This window comes from Deinococcus metalli (assembly GCF_014201805.1).
GTDB lineage: Bacteria > Deinococcota > Deinococci > Deinococcales > Deinococcaceae > Deinococcus > Deinococcus metalli.
Window position 1 is genome coordinate 325586 of the sequence record NZ_JACHFK010000001.1, and the last position, 14014, is coordinate 339599.

Annotated in this window: 14 protein-coding genes; 5 read left to right on the forward strand and 9 right to left on the reverse strand. The window is 72.9% G+C overall.

From position 1 onward, the window contains the following. Nucleotides 1–23 precede the first annotated feature (23 nt). The 5 genes from HNQ07_RS01640 to HNQ07_RS01660 all read right to left on the reverse strand — a co-directional run bounded on the left by HNQ07_RS01640 (nt 24) and on the right by HNQ07_RS01660 (nt 3839). On the reverse strand, nt 24–1118 hold the full coding sequence (locus HNQ07_RS01640; protein WP_184109149.1) for a GGDEF domain-containing protein: 1095 nt from the start codon (nt 1116–1118) through the stop codon (nt 24–26). A 126-nt stretch (nt 1119–1244) separates the two neighbouring features. Further along, entirely contained in the window at nt 1245–1862 is a 618-nt protein-coding gene (locus tag HNQ07_RS01645; protein WP_184109150.1) for a thymidine kinase, read from the reverse strand. Between the two features lie 111 nt (nt 1863–1973). Then, entirely contained in the window at nt 1974–2192 is a 219-nt protein-coding gene (rpmE, locus tag HNQ07_RS01650) for a 50S ribosomal protein L31 (protein WP_184109151.1), read from the reverse strand. Between the two features lie 82 nt (nt 2193–2274). Beyond that, complete coding sequence (locus tag HNQ07_RS01655; protein ID WP_184109152.1) at nt 2275–2838, reverse strand: nucleotidyltransferase family protein; 564 nt, start codon at nt 2836–2838, stop codon at nt 2275–2277. Further along, a complete protein-coding gene (locus HNQ07_RS01660; RefSeq protein WP_184109153.1) occupies nt 2835–3839 on the reverse strand; it encodes an ADP-ribosylglycohydrolase family protein in 1005 nt (334 codons plus the stop codon). The genes HNQ07_RS01655 and HNQ07_RS01660 overlap by 4 nt, the downstream gene beginning before the upstream one ends. A gap of 85 nt (nt 3840–3924) precedes the next feature. On the opposite strand from HNQ07_RS01660, the gene HNQ07_RS01665 reads away from it, so the two are divergent. The 5 genes from HNQ07_RS01665 (at nt 3925) to HNQ07_RS01685 (ending at nt 10046) form a co-directional block, all read left to right on the forward strand. Next, nucleotides 3925–4446, forward strand: a complete 522-nt coding sequence (locus tag HNQ07_RS01665; RefSeq protein ID WP_184109154.1) for a DUF4388 domain-containing protein — start codon at nt 3925–3927, stop codon at nt 4444–4446. A 205-nt stretch (nt 4447–4651) separates the two neighbouring features. Beyond that, nucleotides 4652–5377 (forward strand): hypothetical protein, encoded by a 726-nt coding sequence (locus tag HNQ07_RS01670; protein WP_229831788.1) that lies wholly within the window; start codon nt 4652–4654, stop codon nt 5375–5377. 652 nt (nt 5378–6029) lie between these two features. Continuing rightward, entirely contained in the window at nt 6030–8816 is a 2787-nt protein-coding gene (locus tag HNQ07_RS01675) for a valine--tRNA ligase (protein ID WP_184109155.1), read from the forward strand. A gap of 61 nt (nt 8817–8877) precedes the next feature. Then, a complete protein-coding gene (locus HNQ07_RS01680) occupies nt 8878–9378 on the forward strand; it encodes a P-loop nucleotide/nucleoside kinase family protein (RefSeq protein WP_184109156.1) in 501 nt (166 codons plus the stop codon). Further along, the gene (locus HNQ07_RS01685) at nt 9375–10046 is read left to right on the forward strand and encodes a Nif3-like dinuclear metal center hexameric protein (protein ID WP_184109157.1); all 672 of its coding nucleotides are present in this window, start codon (nt 9375–9377) and stop codon (nt 10044–10046) included. The genes HNQ07_RS01680 and HNQ07_RS01685 overlap by 4 nt, the downstream gene beginning before the upstream one ends. Here HNQ07_RS01685 and HNQ07_RS01690 read toward each other — a convergent pair. The 4 genes from HNQ07_RS01690 to HNQ07_RS01705 are packed head-to-tail and all read right to left on the reverse strand — an operon-like array spanning nt 10037 to nt 13962. Further along, nucleotides 10037–11176: a cysteine desulfurase family protein gene (locus HNQ07_RS01690; protein ID WP_184109158.1), complete on the reverse strand. Its 1140-nt coding sequence runs from the start codon at nt 11174–11176 to the stop codon at nt 10037–10039. The two genes, HNQ07_RS01685 and HNQ07_RS01690, sit on opposite strands and share 10 nt — an antisense overlap. 10 nt (nt 11177–11186) lie before the next feature. Beyond that, nucleotides 11187–12911 (reverse strand): PASTA domain-containing protein, encoded by a 1725-nt coding sequence (locus HNQ07_RS01695; protein ID WP_184109159.1) that lies wholly within the window; start codon nt 12909–12911, stop codon nt 11187–11189. Between the two features lie 53 nt (nt 12912–12964). Then, nucleotides 12965–13261 (reverse strand): branched-chain amino acid transport AzlD family protein, encoded by a 297-nt coding sequence (locus HNQ07_RS01700; RefSeq protein ID WP_184109160.1) that lies wholly within the window; start codon nt 13259–13261, stop codon nt 12965–12967. Further along, nucleotides 13258–13962: an AzlC family ABC transporter permease gene (locus tag HNQ07_RS01705; RefSeq protein WP_184109161.1), complete on the reverse strand. Its 705-nt coding sequence runs from the start codon at nt 13960–13962 to the stop codon at nt 13258–13260. Before HNQ07_RS01705 ends, HNQ07_RS01700 begins: the two co-directional genes overlap by 4 nt. Nucleotides 13963–14014 lie beyond the last annotated feature (52 nt).

Below are 14014 nucleotides of genomic sequence, written 5' to 3' on the forward strand. Positions count from 1 at the left end.
CAGACGGCGGCGCGCACGGCCCGTCAGTCCTGCGGGCACAGCGGACTGGACCGGGGCGCGCCCTCGGACAGCTGGACATCGTTGCGGCCCTGCGCCTTGGCGGCGTACATGGCCCGGTCGGCGCGCGCCAGCACGTGGTCCGGGTGCTCGCCCGGACGCGCGCTCGCCACCCCGAAGCACGCCGTGATGCCCCGGACCGGGCCGTGCTCCTGGGCGTGCAGGCTGGCCCGCAACATGTCCAGCATGCCCTGCACGTCGGCCGGCGGGGTGGGGGGCAGCACCAGCAGGAACTCCTCGCCGCCCCAGCGGGCCGCCAGTCCGCCCACCGGCAGGCGCGAGCGCACGCTGGCCCCCACGCCGCGCAGCACGGCGTCGCCGGTCGCGTGCCCGTGCGTGTCGTTCACCGCCTTGAAGTGGTCGAGGTCGAACAGCACCAGCGTGAACGCCTCTGCGCGCGCGGCGAGGTCCGCGAGACGTTCCTCGGCGGCGCGGCGGTTCGCCAGGCCCGTCAGGACGTCCGTGAACGCGGCGGCCCGCGACGCCATCAGGCGGTGGTGCTGCACGCCGATGGTGCGGTTCAGCACGATCAGCACCGCGCCCGTGAGCAGGAACTGGACGGACGCGCTCGTCAGGCCCACGCGCGTGGCGGCCGGCACCGTGAAGCCGACGTGCCACGCGCAGATCAGTGCCGCGAGTCCCAGCACGCCGCCCGTCACCGCCGTGGCCGCCCGCGACGGAAACGCCAGGAACGCCGCGGCGTAGATCACCGCGAACCAGTAGGTGCTCTCCATCAGCGTGACGGACGTCTGGGACAGCACCGAGAACTGATGGTTCAGCGCGAGCAGCACGTAGGCCGCGCCGCCCACGTAGGCGACGCGCATCGCCGTCGGCAGCTCCAGCCGCCGGGTCCACAGCAATCCCTGGAGGGTCAGCAGCAGCAGCGCCAAGCCCGGCAGCGCCCACACGTCCAGCCGGTCGTAGTGCGGCCGTTGCAGCGCCAGGGCCGCCGCGCTCGCCACCAGGGTCAGCCCGACCAGCGCCGAGAACATCCGCTCCTGGCTGCGTTGCCACGCGGCGGCCTGTGGAACGTCGTGCGGGGTCGTGGGCGTGCTGGGCAAGCAGTCTCCGGGGTGTCAGGAACTTCTGGATGACGGAACGCCCGGGAGTCTACTGCTTCATGTTGAGCAACTCAAAAAGAAATGATGTGGAGTGTGACCGCCGCGCCGGTGACCGCCCGGCGGGCGTCACGAACCGTCCAGCACCACGTGATGCACCCGGCAGCGGGCCTCGTAGCTCTCCAGCGCGCCCACCAGCACCACCGGGTCGTCGAAGCGCGCCGGCTGCCCGCCGATCAGGCGCTGCGAGCGCGTGGCCGGCGCGCCGCATACCGTGCAGATCGCAGTGAGCTTCTCCACGCTCTCGGCGCGCGCCAGCAGGCCCGGCATGCACCCGAAGGGCTCCGCGCGGAAGTCCAGGTCCAGCCCCGCGAGGATCACGCGCACGCCCTGGTCGGCCAGGTCCAGCGCGAGCGGCACGACCTCGCCGTCCAGGAACTGCACCTCGTCGATCCCGACCACGTCCGGCAGGGGCAGCGGCTCCCCGCGCAGCAGCGCGCCCTCGCCGCTGAGGTGCGCGCGGATGTCGGCGGCGCTGCGCACGGCCACGGCGTCCACGGTGCGGCCCGCGTGGCTGGCGACCGCCGCCGCGTGGTAGCGGTCGTCCAGGGCGGGCTTGTACACCTGCACCCGCTGGCGGGCGATCACGGCGCGCGTCACGCGGCGGATCAGCTCCTCGCTCTTGCCGCTGAACATCGGGCCGACGATCACCTCGAGGTGGCCGCCGTGGTAGGGGGATCTGAGCACGTGGGGGAGTATGCCAGATGGGCGGCCCGCCTGACCGGGCTCCTGCCGACCCCCACACGGCGGCGGCACCCGCCGTCCTGGCCGGGTGCCGCCGCGTGCCGCGGAGCGGACTTACTTCTTCTTGTTGCGGTACGAGTCGCCGAAGCGCTTGTTGAACTTGTCCACGCGGCCCTCGGTGTCGACGAAACGCTCCTCGCCGGTCCAGAAGGGGTGGACGCCGCTCCACACGTCCACGTGGATCTCGGGACGGGTGCTCAGGGTCTCCATGACGACCTTGCCCTGGTAGATGATCTTGGTGGGAACGACTTTCGGGTGGATGTCCTTCTTCATGTGGTGCCTCCTCCGTCACGTCTGACCGGCTCGGGCCGGGTGTGCGTCACGGGCAACCGAAGAAGTATACACGTCCGGGGCCTCATCCGTGAAGGGCCGGCGGCAGCGCCACCAGCCACGGCCAGCGCGCCACGTACGACGCGACCTTCGCGGCATACAGGTCCGGCGTGTGGTTGCGCGGGTTCAGGCGCAGCAGCCCCGCCGCCAGATCGTCCAGGCCCGAGGGCGCGTACACCCGGCCGGCGGCGTCCACGCCCACCCGCGTGCACTCCACCAGAAACTGGTCGATGCCGTCCCGCACGCTGGTCAGCGGGGGCCGCACCAGGCCGGTGCGCTGCGGGAACCACAGGTGCACCCGCGCCTGGTTGCGCACCTCCACCCGCACGTCCAGGTCGCGGAACACCGCGGTGGCGCGGCGGATCACGCGGTCCTCGGCGTCGAAGCTCGCGTCGTCGTCCCAGTAGAAGATGTCGTAGTCGAGGATATACGCGCCCGGCGGCTGCCCGCTGCGCACGTTCCACACGGTCTGGAACAGCGCTCCGGCCACCAGATGCGTCTGCTGCGTGCCCAGGGCCGCGAGCCGCCCCAGGATCGCCGCCGTGACCGGGTTGCGCCGGACGGTGTCCAGGAACTCGGCCTCCGTCACGCCGGCCGTGCGTTTCGCAGCAGCGCCGGATAGCGCTCCGCGCACGGCCACGCGCGGTCCCAGCCGGGCCACGAGTGCCCCAGCCGCAGCGGCGGCAGCAGGTCTCCGGGCACCGCGATGCCGCGTGCGCCCAGGATGGCGCCAGTCACGCAGGCCACGGTGTCGCTGTCGTCGCCCAGCAGCACGGCCGGCTGCACGCCGCCCAGCCAGTCGTCCGCGCGGGCGTGCGCGACCGCCGCCTCCAGCGTGTCCAGCACGAAGCCGCTCTGCGACGTGACGTGTCCGTCCAGCCCGGCACGCACGCGGGCCCGTACCTGGGCGCGGGCGCCCCGGTCCTGCGCGGTGAAGGCCGCGAAGGCCCCACGCGACTCGACGCCCAGCACGCCGGCGTCCAGCAGCGCCCCGCGAGCGTCGAAGCGGTCCATGGTGTCCAGGGCGGCCGCCGCGGCCCCGGCGTAGGCCGCGCCTCTGGCCAGCGCGTCCAGGAAGGCTGTCAGGAACACCGACGCGTGTACGCAGCGCGGATCGGCGTGGGTCAGGGCCGTCACCACCGCCGACTCGCGGGCCAGCGCCTCGCCCCGGACGCCCGCGATCCACACGGCCGCGATCCGCATCAGGCCGCCGTTCCCGGCGCTGCGGTGCCCGCTGTCCTGCCACGCGCGCACACCGCCGTCCAGCCGGTCTGGCGCGCTCCGGCCCGTGTCCAGGGCGCTGCGGGTCAGCGACCCGACGTCCGGCGGACCGGCCGCCAGCCACGCGCGCAGCGCCGCCAGCACGCCCGGGTGCCCCTCGCTGCGGGCGTAGCCGAGCAGGGTGGCGACCACCATCTGCGAGTCGTCGGTCGCCTCGCCCGGCGCGAAGCCGAACACGCTGCCCGGCTGGTAGGTGTCGATCACGCCGTAGTGCGCGTGGATGGCCTGGGGCGTCTTGAATTCGGTCGCGGCCCCCAGCGCGTCGGCGGCGCTCAAGGACAGCAGGGTGGTCAGCGCGGCGTCGGGCATGCCCCAGATGCTGCCACGTCCGCTCCGCCGTGACGTGCCGGACCGCAAGGGTTCCGTCAGGGCCAAGGGAGTAGACTCCGGCCGTATGGTTCGCGGCGATCTGTCCGTCTTCCCGTTTCTCTCCGTGATGCAGATGCTGCTCACCAGCGGACGGGCGGGACGGCTCAGTGTGGACCACCCGCGCGGCGGCCAGCTGTGGATCGACCGCGGCGACGTGGTGCACGCCCGGACCAGCGCCCTGAAGGGGGAGGCGGCCCTGCAACTGCTCTCCAGCCTGGACAGCGGCCTGTTCACCTTCGAGCCCGACGCCCCGGCGCCCGAACGCACCCTGAACCTGCGCCGCGACGCCGCGCTGCGCCGCATGCTGGAGGAAAGCGAGGGCTGGACCACCGCCCTGCGCACCTTCCCCGACTGGTCGCGCACCCTGCGCTTCACGGACAAGTGGTCGGACGCCCAGCCGGTCAGCCGCACCCAGTACCGCGCGCTGAGCCTGCTGGAGGGCAGCGCCAGCATCCAGTCGATGCTCGAACGCAGCGGCGAGCCGCCCCGCGCGGTGCTCGACACCCTGCGCCCCTTCCTGATGGCCGGGCTGATCGAGCAGGTGTAGGCCACCCGATCGGGGGCGCACCCGGCGACCACCCCGGCCGTGACGCTGCTGCGCTCCACGCGGGCCGTCAGCGGCAGCGTCCGGCCCCGGGTTCGCACCGGCTGACACGCCGTTTGCTGCTAGACTGCCGTCGCCGCACGTCGCCACGGGCCGCCCCGCCGAGGGCCGGTCCAGCCACGACCGCGCGCACGCCCCCGGAGGAACCATGAGCGCCATCACGAGGCCCAGCAGCAGGGACGACGGCACGACCGGACGGGACGACCCGGCCCGCGCGGCGACCGGCGTCACGCCCCATCCCAGCTGGCGCTTCCACGACCGCTACGACCTGTGGGTCGACTGGCTCCAGCGCGAGCACCACGGCTGGACGCCCTACCAGAGCGTCGTGCACCGCACCTTCAGGTCGCGCGAGGAGACGCTGCTGCACGCCGAGCGCTTCATCAGCCGCGGCGAGTTCCCGATGCAGCGCGGCGCGAAGGGCATGGCCGGCGCCGCGCCGGTGACCCTGCTGCGCAACCGCCGCGACGCCCTATTGACCGCCTTCCGTCAGGCCGAGGGCGACGGCGTGACCCTGATCCGCGAGGTGCAGTTCCCCATCGGGGAGTACGCCCTGAGCGTGAAGGTGACCTGCGAACGCATCGCCGGCGAGGTGCGCGCCACCTTCGGCAGCGCCGCCAATCCGCTGCGCAGCCTGGCCGGCAAGCCCGTGAAGCTCACCCGGCTGATCGAGCACCCCTACGACGTGCTGGGCCGCGCCGAGGGCACCCTGGAACTGCTGGAGCGCGGGGTGCGCCTGGGCGGCGAACTGCACGATTTCGCCGGCGGCGTCACCGTGACCGGCGTGCCCTACCAGCACGCCACCGTGGCCGTGCCGCGCGGCCTGATGAAAAAGCCGCTGATGTATCGCTACGAGGTCGCGGACGCTCCAGCCTAACCGTAACGGGGGACGCGTGCCCGGCCGCTGCGCCGTCCGGCAGATGCAGACCGGGATGCCGCGCCGTATACTCCACGGTGCAGTGACCGGGAAGAGTACCCGGCGGGCACCGACAGGAAGCCGAGGCCGCGACTGAGAGCCCCGGCCGGAGCGCCACCGGCGAACGTCACCCGCGAGCACGGCGGCAGATCTCCGCAGCGGAGGGTAGAGCCGTCCGGGAGCGCCCGTTACAGCGCACACGAGGGCTCCACATCCAGTGGGGAAGAGCGGTGGTACCGCGGGGCACACAGTCTCGTCCGCATCCGGCCAGTCCACGACGGACCGGCGCCGGCGGAGGAGGTCACGCCATGGTCACGTTCTCTCCCAGCTCTCGCGCCGCCTCATGGGCCGCCGCCTGTCGCCTGCCCCGGCGAACACGGCGCGTCCTCGCGGGTGGTGAGACCAGGGCGCTTGTCCAGGGCCGGCTCCATGACGCCGGCGCCAGGGTGACTCCCGGGGTAGGGCCGTCGCTCCTGCCCACCCCCGCCTCGGACGGGCTCCTGTTCCCTGCCGGGTGGCCGGTCTCTGCCATTGCCACACCGGCCCTCACCGCACCGCTTCCCAACCTCACGACACTCCTCATCCCGTCCACGCCATCCCAGGAGATCCGCGCATGACCGAGCCCACCGTGACCCCCGACCCGCTGCCCGAGACCGAGTCCGCCCACACGGATTCAGCCCTGTCCAAGGCCTTCGATCCGCAGGCGGTCGAGCCGAAGTGGGCGCAGCGCTGGCGCCAGGAACCCTTCCGCGCCGACGCCTCCAGCGGCAAGGAGCCCTTCACCATCGTGATCCCGCCGCCCAACGTGACCGGGAACCTGCACCTAGGGCACGCGCTGGACAACACCCTGATCGACATCCTGATCCGCCAGAAGCGCATGGCCGGCTACGAGGCGCTGTACCTGCCGGGCATGGACCACGCCGGGATCAGCACCCAGGTGGTCGTGGAGCGTCAGCTGCGCGAGCAGGGCGTGTCCCGCCACGACCTGGGCCGCGAGAAGTTTCTGGACAACGTGTGGGAGTGGAAGGCCGAGTCCGGCGGGATGATCCTGAACCAGCTCTCGCGCCTGGGCGTGAGCGCCGACTGGACGCGCGAGCGCTTCACCATGGACGAGGGCCTGAGCCGCGCCGTGCGCCATCAGTTCGTGAAGCTGTACCACGACGGAGCGGCGTACCGTGGCGAGCGCATCGTGAACTGGGACGTGGCCGCGCAGACCACGCTGTCGGAACTGGAGATCGACCGCGAGGTCCGCAAGGGCAAGATGACCACGCTGTCGTACAAGCTGCGCGATCCGCACGCGGCGCCCAGCAACGGCGAGGCCGGCGAGATCCGTATCGCCACCGTGCGGCCGGAGACGATCTTCGCGGACCAGGCGATCGCCGTGCATCCCGCCGATGGGCGGTTCGCTCACCTGGTCGGCCAGGAAGCGCGCATCCCCCTGACCGACCGGTACGTGCCGATCATCGCGGACGAGGCCGTGGAGATGGAGTTCGGGGTGGGCGCCCTGAAGATCACCCCGGCGCACGACCCCACCGACTTCGAGATCGGGGACCGCCACGGCCTCGCCCGGCCCAGCGTGATCGACCTGACCGGGAACCTGACGGGTGACCTGGTGCCCGAGGCCTTCCGGGGGATGGAGCGCTTCGCGGCCCGCAAGGCGGTCGTGAAGGCCCTGACGGAGTCCGGCGACCTGGTCGAGGAGAAAGACCACGACACCGCCATCGGCCTGAGCGAGCGCACCAAGGTACCGGTCGAGCCGATCGTGTCCACGCAGTGGTTCGTGCACATGAAGCCCTTCGCGCAGCAGGTGCTGGACGGGCTGGAGAGGGGCGACATCCAGCTCACGCCGGACCGGTACGCCAAGGTGAACCGCGACTGGCTGGAGAACATCCGCGACTGGAACATCAGCCGCCAGCTGTGGTGGGGCCACCAGATCCCCGCGTGGTATGACGAGGACGGCACCATCTACGTGCCGGACCCCGAGAACCCTGACCTGGACTGTGATCAGGACCCCCGCTACGCGCACCTGACGCTCCACCGCGACCCGGACGTGTTCGACACGTGGTTCTCCAGCAACCTGTGGCCGTTCTCCACGCTGGGCTGGCCCGACACCGACAGCGAGGACTTCCGCAAGTTCTACCCCACGCAGGTGCTCGTGACCGGCTACGACATCCTGTTCTTCTGGGTGGCCCGGATGCAGATGGCCGGCTACGCCCTGACCGGTCAGGCGCCCTTCCAGACGGTCATGCTGCACGGCCTGTACCTCGACGAGAAAGGCCAGAAGATGTCCAAGAGCAAGGGCAACGGCATCGACCCGCTGCAGCTCTTCGACCAGTACGGCGTGGACGCGTGCCGCTTCGCGTTCGCGTTCCTCTCGACGGGTGGACAGGACATCCGGCACGATCCCCGGCGCTTTGAGCAGGGCCGCAACTTCGTGAACAAGCTGTGGAACGCCGCGCGCTTCGACCGCATGCGCCTCGCCGAGGGCACCGCCGCCCTGAGCGGCACGGACGACCTGACCCGCTACGTGAAGGCCGCGTCCGAGGCGCCCACCGGCCCGCTGCCGCGCAGCCGCGACATCCTGGCCGCGCTGAAGGAACGCCCGGATCTGGGGCTGGCGGAGCGCTGGATCATCTCGCGCCTGAACGCCGTGACGGCCGAGGCGACCGCGCATCTGGACGCCTACGACCTGGGCGCCGCGATCCGTACGCTGTACGCCTTCACGTGGGACGAGTTCTGCGACTGGTACATCGAGGCGGCCAAACCGGCCCTGGCCGGCGGGAACCTCGCCACTCTTGCCACCCTGAAGGCCGTGCTGGAGCACATCCTGAAGCTGCTGCACCCCTTCATGCCCTTCGTGACCAGCGAGATCTACGCCTCGCTGGGGCACCGCCAGCAGCTCGCCGTGCATACGTGGCCGGCGGCCAGGCCTGACCTGCACGACGCCGAGGCCACCCAGGCGTTTACCGCCCTGCGCGCCGCCGTGGCCGCTGCCCGCAGCCTCAAGAGCGAGCTGGGCCTGAGTCCGCAAGATCGCCTGGACGTGGCGGTCGAGGGCGACCTGGCGGACACCGTGCACGCCAACGCGCCGGTCGTGAGCGGCATCGCCCGCGTGACCCTGGTGCCGAGCCTGGAGGGCCGCACTCTGACGCTGGTCGAGCAGGGCGTGACCGTCCGGGCGCCGCTGGAGGGCACCGTGGACGTCGCCGAGTGGCTGGGCAAGCAGAAAAAGCGCCTCGCGGAGTTCGACAAGCAGATCAAGCAGGCACAGGGCAAGCTGGGGAACGAGGGCTTCGTGGCCCGCGCCCCCGCCGAGGTGATCGAGGAGGAACGCCGCCGCGTGGCGGACTTCAGCGCGCAGAAGGAGCGGCTGGAGGGCGTGCTGGCACAGTTCGGGTGAGCGTGCTCTGCGCGGCCCGCTCCCGGTGGTGGGGCGGGCTGCGTCCCTTACCCTAGACGGCATGGTTGCCACCGTCCACCTCCTGATTGGCCTGCCCGGGGCCGGCAAGACCACCCTGGCGCGGCGGCTGGAGGCCGAGCACGCGGCGCTGCGCCTCACGCCGGACGAATGGATGGCGCCGCTGTTCGGCGCGGGCGAGGCCGGCGAGAAACGCTGGGTGCTGGAATCCGAGCTGCTGTGGGGCGTCGCCGCGCGGGCGCTGACCCTGGGCGTGAGCGTGGTGCTCGACTACGGCTGCTGGGCGCGCGAGGAACGCGACCTGTTCCGCGCCCGGACTGCCGCGCTGGGGGCGCGCTTCGAACTGCACGTGCTGGACGTGTCGCTGGACACCCTGTGGGCGCGGCTGGACCGCCGCAACCGGACACTGCCGCCCTCCACCTTTCCCGTGACCCGCGCTGAGCTGGACGAGTGGGCCGGGTGGTACGAGGTGCCGGACGCCGAGGAACTGGCGCCGACGGCCACGCCGCCCTTCGCGTCGCGGGTGTGGACGGCGGACGCGTGAGCCCGGCGACCCTGACCGGCCTCGCTGGATGGTTGCGTGCCGAGCTGGACGAACCTGAAGCGCTGCGTCGTCCCGGCCCGGAGCCGGTCGCCCGGCTGGCCCTGGCGCTCGAGCCGAAGGACGTTCCAGACGACCTGGCCGCCGACGCGCTGTTCCTGCACCGCTCGCGGCACGTGGACGGGCGCTGGCCGGGCATGGGCATCGTGGCCGCGCACGACGGCTTCGATGCCCAGCTGACCACCGGCCCGAACCGGCGGCTCGCGGCCGTGCTGGGCTGGCAGGACGTGCGCGAGGTCACGTGGGAGGGCCGCGTGGTGGGCGTGACTGCCCGGCCGCCGCAGGCCACCTGGGAGGCGCTCCGCAGCGCCCTGCACGCCGAACTCGGGGGCGAGGACACGTCCATCCCGCCAGCTGTGACCGGCGCTCCGCGCGTGGCCCTGATGAACGCGATGAATCCGGCCCTGATGGCCCTGGCGGCGGACCTGGGCGTGACCGTCTACCTCACCGGCGAGCTGCGCCCGTCGGCGGTCGCGGCGGCGCGGGAGCACGGCGTGGGCGTCGTGGCGCTGGGGCACCGGCGCACCGAACTGTGGGGATTGCGGACGCTGGCGCGGGAGCTGGTGGCGGCGTTTCCCGGTCTGGAGACGCGGGTCTACGATCAGCCCTGAGCCCGGCTCCACTGGGCGGCCTGCGTCAGCGCGCGGGCGGCCTCGTCCACCTCGGCCTCGGTGGTGGCGGCGCCGAAACTGAAACGCAGGCTCGAGCGCGCGTCCGCCTCGCTCAGGCCGATGGCGGTCAGGACGTGGCTGGGCTGCATGGTGCCCGCACTGCACGCGCTGCCTGCGCTGGCCGCGATGCCCAGCATGTCCAGGTTCATCAGCAGCGCCTCGCCGTCGGCGCCGGGCACGGTCATGTTCACGACCTTCGGGCTGCCATCCGGGGGGTGGTTAAAGGTCAGGCCCGGAACTGCTGCGACGGCCTGCACGAAGCGGTCGCGCAGGCCGCTCAGGTGCGCGAAGGTCGCCTCGCGCTCGGCCTCGGCCACGCTCAGGGCCACGCCGGCCGCGTACACGCCCGCGGTGTCCTGCGTGCCGGGCCGGACGCCGCCCTCCTGACCGCCGCCCAGCGTGACCGGTGGAAGCACCATGCCGCGCCGGACGTACAGCGCGCCCACGCCGCGCGGCCCGCCCCACTTGTGTGCACTGAAGGTCGCGTAGTCCACGCCCCACGCGGGCAGGTCCACCGGCAGCACCCCCGGCGCCTGCACGGCGTCCACGTGGTACGCCGCGCCGCGCCCTCGGGCCAGCGCCGCCAGCGTGGCCGTGTCCTGCACGCTGCCCAGCTCGTTGTTCGCGTGGTGGATCGACACCAGCGCGGTGTTGTCCCGCAGCGCTCCGCGGAGGTCTTCGGGATCGTAGCGTCCGTGCGCGTCCGGCGTCAGGAACGTCACAGCCCAGCCCTGCTCGGCGAGCCAGCGGGCGGGCGCCAGCACCGCCGAGTGCTCGGTGGGCGTGGTGATGAGGTGGCCGGGCCGGCCGTGGGCACCGTGCCACGCACGCGTGACGCCCAGCAGGACGTGGTTGTCGCCCTCGGTGCCGCCGCTGTTGACGACCACCGTGCGCGGATCGACCCGGAACGCCGCCGCAAGGCGCGCCCGGCCCTCCTCCAGCAGTTCGCGGGCCGCCTGCCCGGCCGCGTGGACACTGGCCGGGTTGCCCGGCAGCGCCGCCGCCCGCGCGTACGCGCTCAGGGCCTCCGGCCGCAGGGGGTGCGTGGCGGCGTAATCGAGGTAGATCATGGGGCCGCGCTCAGGGCGTGACGGTCGCGTAGTCCACGCCGTCCTTGCGGATGACGAACACCGCGTCGCCGCTCACGGCCGTGCTGGCACTGGTCGCCGCGAGGCCGCGCAGGGCGCCCGCGTCGGCGGCCGGCATGATCTCGCGCTCGCCGTCGGCGTCCCGCACGATCACCGAGTACGACCCGTCCGGCAGGTTCGCCGGGAAGGTGTACCGGAACGTCACGTTGCGGGCGGCCGTGGCCGCAGTGTCCGGCGTGGTCGTCTCGGGGGAGGTCGTGTCCGGCGTGGAGGTGCCGGGCGTGGCGGGAATCGTTTCCGGAGTGACCGGCGTGGCCGTGCCGTCCGTGGGGGACGTCCCGTCGGTGGACGCCGTGCCGTCGGGCGTCGTGGTGTCCGGCGTGGTCTCGGGCGCCTCGGGCTGCGCGGGTTCCGGCTGCACCGGCGTGGGCGGCACGTACACCGGCGGCAGCGGCAGGCTGTCGGTGGGGCTGCTGGGCGCGCTGTAGCGGGCCACCGCGACCGTCAGGACCACCGGACTGCCGGCCGCGACCCGCACGAAGGCGGCTGGCGTCTGCGCCAGCACCGTGCCCTGCACCTTCTCGCTGGGCTGCTCCTTGACCTGCGTGACCACCAGCCCGGCCGCGCGGGCGTGCTGCTTGGCCTGCTCCACCGTCAGGCCTGTCAGCAGCGGCAGCCACGTCTCCTTGCCGGCCACGCCGGTGCTCACCATCACCTGCACCTGCTGCCCGCGCTGCGCCGCGGACCCCGGCTCCGGCAACTGCGCCACGATGCGCCCTTCCGGCGTGTTCGTGAGGGTACCGTCCACCTTCACGACCTTGCCCAGCACCATCGCGCGGTCCTTGAGCGCGTCCTTGGCCTGGCTGAGGTTCATCTCCTCCAGCCGCGGCACGTCGGTCGCCGGGGGGTTGTTCACGGTCAGGGTCACCAGGCGGCCCAGCGGCAGGTTCGTGCCGGACGCCGGTTCCTGCCGGATGACCGAGCCGATGGCCCGGCCGCCCGCCTGCCCCTGGGTGTACTCCACCCGGAAGCCCAGGGCGCTCAGCTTGCGGGCCGCGGCCTGCGCCTCCTGCCCGGTCACGTCCACGACCTCACGCACGGGGGGATTCAGGTATGTCTGGGCCGCCTGCGCACCCAGGTAACCCGCACCGGCCAGGAACAGCACGCCCGGCACGAAGGCCAGCCACGCGCCGGGCGTGCGGCGCCGCCGCACCCGGCCACCGTCCAGGGCGGTCAGGACCGGGGCGTTCAGCGCCGCGACCTCTTCCGGCGGGCGCGGCGTGTCCAGCGCGCGCAGGTACGCGATGCGGGCGTCGTGCCCGTCTACGACGATGTCCGCGTCGGGCAGGGCGTAGCCGTGCTCGGCCAGGCGCGCAGCGAGCGTCCGCAGGGCGTCCACGGCCTCGGCGGGCTTGACGCTCTGGCCCACGAAAGCGCCCAGCGGCGTGCCGGCCAGCGCCTGCCACACGGTGTAGTACGCGCCGGGGCGGGCCACCACGTCCGTCAGGCCCGCCGGGTTCAGGGCGCGCAGCACCGCCCGGTAGGTGTGGAACACGTGCCGGCCGGCGGGCGAGGTGATGGTGAACCACGCGACCGTCCGGGTCACGCCCTCGGCGGCGCGCACCTCGGACAGCGTGACGTCCCCCTCGCGCGACAGTTCGCGCAGCACGTCGTACTTCCCGTCGATTCGGGTGGGGGAGGGAGCGTTGGCCGTCATGCGCCGCCCAGCATAGCGCGCAGACGTGAGGAGCCGCACCCCGCCGCCCCCGGTTACAGTCCGGCCAGCCGCGCTCCCCAGTACGCCGCGAAGCCCCCCAGGATGCCGGCGGCCAGGCTGCGGGTGCGCCACATCAGCGCCGCGCCGGCCAGCGCGCCCACCACCCGGCGGGGCCACTCGGGGCTGCCCAGCACCTCCGGCACGACCAGCGCCGCGAACACGCTGACGGGCACGAAGCGCAAAAAGGCCAGCCAGAACGGCGGCAGGCGTGTGCCGCCCAGGCGCAGACCCAGCCAGCGCACCGGGTACGTGACCGCCCACATCAGGGCGATGACGAGCAGCGGGCTCACGTGCGCTCCGAGCGGGTCGTGAGCCACGCACCCAGCAGCGCGCCGCCCACGCCCGCGAGCAGGATCACCAGGCCGCCGGGCAGCGCGCGCGACAGCGCCCACGCGGCCAGCCCGCTCGCCGCCGCCACGATCAGCGCCGTGCGGCCGGTCACCAGCGGCACCAGCAGCATCAGGAAGGCCAGCGGGAAGATCACGCCCACGCCCAGCGCCGCCGGTTCCGGCAGCACCTGCCCCGCCAGCGCGCCCAGCAGCGTGGACGCGTTCCACACTGCGTACAGGCTGAGTTCCGTGCCCAGCAGGAACGCGAAGCTCAGCCCGCCCGGCTCGCGCGGACCGTGAACGGTGCTCATGCCGTAGGCCTCGTCGGTCAGGAACTGCGCCGCGACCACCCGCTGCCCGGCTGTGAGTGGCAGCGTCTGCGCGAGGCTCAGGCCGTACAGCACGTGCCGGGCGTTCAGCAGGAAGGTCGTCGCCACGATGCCCAGCGCGGACGCGCCCGACGCGAACAGGCCCGCCGCCGCGAACTGGCTGGCGCCCGCGAACACGCTCAGGCTCATCGCCTGCGTGTCCCACACGCTCAGGCCGGCCCCGCGCGCCGTGACCGCGTACGCCACCGCGAAGGGCACCATGCCGGGCCACAGGGGCACCATCACGCGAAAGCCGCGCAGGAACGCGGGCCAGAAGGCAGAGGGCTCATTCATCGTCCGCCACCCTAGCGGGCGCGGCCCCCCGGCGTCTTGAACGATCCTGCCC